The organism is Variovorax sp. 01T439_2 (genome assembly GCF_056398445.1).
This window is the reverse complement of the sequence record NZ_JBFTPJ010000667.1, coordinates 1-3,357: the sequence shown is the minus strand read 5'-3', so window position 1 is coordinate 3,357 and position 3,357 is coordinate 1. Positions and strand designations below refer to the sequence as shown.

Genomic DNA, 3,357 nt, shown 5'->3' with positions numbered 1-3,357 from the left:
TCACCCCGCGAGCCCCAGTTCTTCAGAATGACCGACACGCCTTCGCTGCACATCGTCTGCCCGCATTGCCACACGACCAACCGCGTGCGCGCGGCGCAGCTGGGCAGCGCGCCCGACTGCGGCAACTGCCACCGCGCACTGTTCACCGGCCATTCCACCGCGCTGCCGGACGAAAAGACCTTCGACCGCCACATCGCACGCAATGAAATCCCGGTGCTGGTGGACTTCTGGGCGCCCTGGTGCGGCCCCTGCCGCCAGATGGCGCCGGGCTACGAACAGGCCGCGGCGCAGCTCGAACCGCAGGTGCGGCTCGCCAAGGTCGACACGGAAGCCGTGCCGGCACTGGGCGCGCGCTTCAATATCCGCAGCATCCCGACGCTGGCGCTGTTCCGCGGCGGCCGCGAAGTGGCACGCCAGGCCGGCGCCATGGGCGCGGCGGACATCGCGCGCTGGGTCAAGGCGCACGGCGCGGGCTGAGCTGCATCGGGCGGCTCAGAGCGGCGGCAAGGGCCGTGAGGGCCGCCTGCGCTCGCGGCGCGGCGCAGCCGGCGGCTTGCCCGGCCCTTCCTGGCCGAACGCGAGCGTGCTTTTCACGCGCTCCACGCCGCCGGCCGTGACCACGCCGCCCGCGGCCTTTTCGAGCTGCTCGACCATGCGCGCAATGCGGTCAGCCACGTTCTCGTTCGACAGCTTCTCGCGGAACAGCTCGACCATGAGCGGAAACGAAAAAGGCGTGGGCCGCTCGAGCGGCTTCAGCACCAGCTGCTGGGTCGCCATGCGTGCGAGGCTGGCTGCCAGGCGGCCGATTTCAAGCTCCTGCGCGAGCAGTTCCTGCTCGGCCTGCAGCAGCAGCTTGTTCGCCGGGTCGTACTTGCGGAACACCTCCCAGAACAGCGAGGACGAGGCCTGCAGCTGCCGGCTGCTGCGCTTCTCGCCCGGATAGCCCTGGAAGATCAGCCCCGAGACGCGCGCAATCTCGCGGAAGCGGCGCTGCGCGAGTTCGCCCGCGTTGAGCGAGGCCAGCACCTCGTGCAGCAGCGTGGCATGCGCATCCTCGCCCTGCGGCAGGCGCAGCACCTGGGGCAGCAGCGCGGGCCAGTCGACCGGCGTGGCGCTCAGCAGCTCGAAGCCGTAGTCGTTCACCGCAATGGAGAAAGTGCGCGCCTCGTGCTGCGCCACGCGCCAGGCCAGGAGGCTCGCAAGTCCCATGTGCACGTGGCGTCCCGCGAAGGGATAGAGGAACAGGTGCGAGCCTTCGCGCGTGGCCAGCGTTTCGGCCAGCAGCGTCTCGGGCGTGGGCAGGGCCGACCATTGCTGCTGGATCTCGAGCAGCGGCCGCACGCACTGCAGCTCGGGCGAGTTGTAGCGCCCCGCGCCGGCCAGCGCGAGCTGCTGCACCACCGCATCGGCCAGCGTGGTCGACAGCGGCATGCGCCCGCCGTTCCAGCGCGGCACCGCGGCGCGCTTGCCGGTGGCGCGCCGCACCCAGGCCGTCATGTCGTGGATGCGCACGAGTTCGAGCAGCCGCCCGCCAAACAGGAAGCAGTCGCCGGGCTTCATGCGCGCCACAAAGCCTTCCTCGACGCTGCCGATCCTCGCGCCGCCCATGTACTGCACCGCCATGCTCGCATCGCTCACGATGGTGCCGATGTTCATGCGGTGGCGCCGCGCGAGCCGCGCATCCGGTACGCGCCAGACGCCCTCCGCATCAGGCACCGCGCGGCGGTAGTCGGGATACGCGGCCAGCGATGGCCCGCCCTGCGAGACGAAGGCCAGGCACCACGCCCAACTCTCGCGCGACAGATCCGCATAGGCGGCGGTGCCGCGCACTTCGGCATACAGGTCGTCGGGCACGAAGCCGCCGCCGAGCGCCACCGTCACCAGGTGCTGCACCAGCACGTCGAGCGGCTGCACCGGCGTGTGGCGCGCCTCGATGTGGCCGGCCGCAATGGCCGCGCGCGCCGCGGCGCCTTCGACCATCTCGATGCTGTGCGTGGGCACGAGCGTGATGCGCGAGGGCCGGCCCGGCGCATGGCCCGAGCGCCCCGCGCGCTGCAGCAGCCGCGCCACGCCCTTGGGCGAACCGATCTGCAGCACGCGCTCGACCGGCAAAAAGTCGACGCCCAGGTCCAGGCTCGAGGTGCAGACCACGGCCTTGAGCTCGCCGTTCTTGAGGCCCAGCTCGACCCACTCGCGCACCGCGCGGTCGAGCGAGCCGTGGTGCAGTGCGATGAGGCCGGCCCATTCGGGCCGCGCCTCGAGCATGGCCTGGTACCAGATCTCCGATTGCGAGCGCGTGTTGGTGAACACCAGCGTGGTGCTGCTGGCGGCAATCTCGTCGAGCACCTGCGGCAGCATCGTGAGGCCCAGGTGCCCGCCCCACGGAAAGCGCTCGGCGCGGCCGGGCAGCAGCGAATCGACCACCAGCTTCTTGGGCACCGCGCCCTGCACCAGCACGCCTTCTTGATCACCGAGCAACGCGTGCATGGCCTCCTGCAGGTTGCCGAGCGTGGCCGACATGCCCCACACCGCGAGCCCCGCATTCCAGCGCCTGAGCCGCGCGAGCGCCAGCTGCACCTGCACGCCGCGTTTGTTGCCGAGCAGCTCGTGCCATTCATCGACCACCACCATCCTCACGCGGCCCAGCACCTCGCTCGCGTCGGCGCGCGCGAGCAGCAGCGACAGGCTCTCGGGCGTGGTGACGAGCACCGTGGGCAGGCGCTCGTTCTGCGCGCTGCGCTCGGCCGACGAGGTGTCGCCGCTGCGCGCACCGGCGCTCCAGCGGTGCAGGTCGATGCCCTGGGCATCCATGGCTTCGAGCGGCTGCTGCAGCGCGCGCAGCGTGTCGGCCGCGAGCGCGCGCATGGGCGTGATCCACAGCACGGTGAGCGGCGGCGGCGGCGTGGCCCTTGCGCTGCGCGAAGGCGGCGGCGCCGCGGACGAGAACGCCTGCAGCGCGCCGAGCCACACCGCGTAGGTCTTGCCCGCGCCGGTGGTCGCGTGCAGCAGCCCGGAGCGGCCCGCGGCCACGGCCTTCCATACGTCGCGCTGGAACTTGAAAGGCTTCCAGCCGCGCGCTGCAAACCAGGCGTCGAGCGCCGCCTTGACTACCGCTGCCTTGCTCCTTCCCCTTCCGGGGGAAGGCAGGGATGGGGGCTCGCGGCCTTCGACGACAGGCGGCGGGTTCTTGGTGCGCCGCTTGCCCCCACCCCGGCCCTCCCCCGGAAGGGGAGGGAGAAATTCGGGGTCCGGCGGCGCGGACCAGGCGTCGAGTGCCGCCTTGACTGCAGCTGCCTTGCTCCTTCCCCTTCCGGGGGAAGGCGGGGATGGGGGCTCGCGGCCTTCGAGGACAGGCGG

At 71.6% G+C, this 3,357-nt stretch carries 2 protein-coding genes; one reads left to right on the top strand and one right to left on the bottom strand.

Features of this window, described 5'->3' with window-relative positions:
• Positions 1 to 27 precede the first annotated feature (27 nt).
• The gene (gene trxC, locus AC1DOC_RS25510; protein ID WP_478084135.1) at positions 28 to 477 is read left to right on the top strand and encodes a thioredoxin TrxC; all 450 of its coding nucleotides are present in this window, start codon (positions 28 to 30) and stop codon (positions 475 to 477) included.
• 15 nt (positions 478 to 492) lie between these two features.
• On the opposite strand, the gene AC1DOC_RS25505 is transcribed toward trxC, so the two are convergent.
• Complete coding sequence (locus AC1DOC_RS25505) at positions 493 to 3,147, bottom strand: ligase-associated DNA damage response DEXH box helicase (RefSeq protein ID WP_150106875.1); 2,655 nt, start codon at positions 3,145 to 3,147, stop codon at positions 493 to 495.
• Positions 3,148 to 3,357 lie beyond the last annotated feature (210 nt).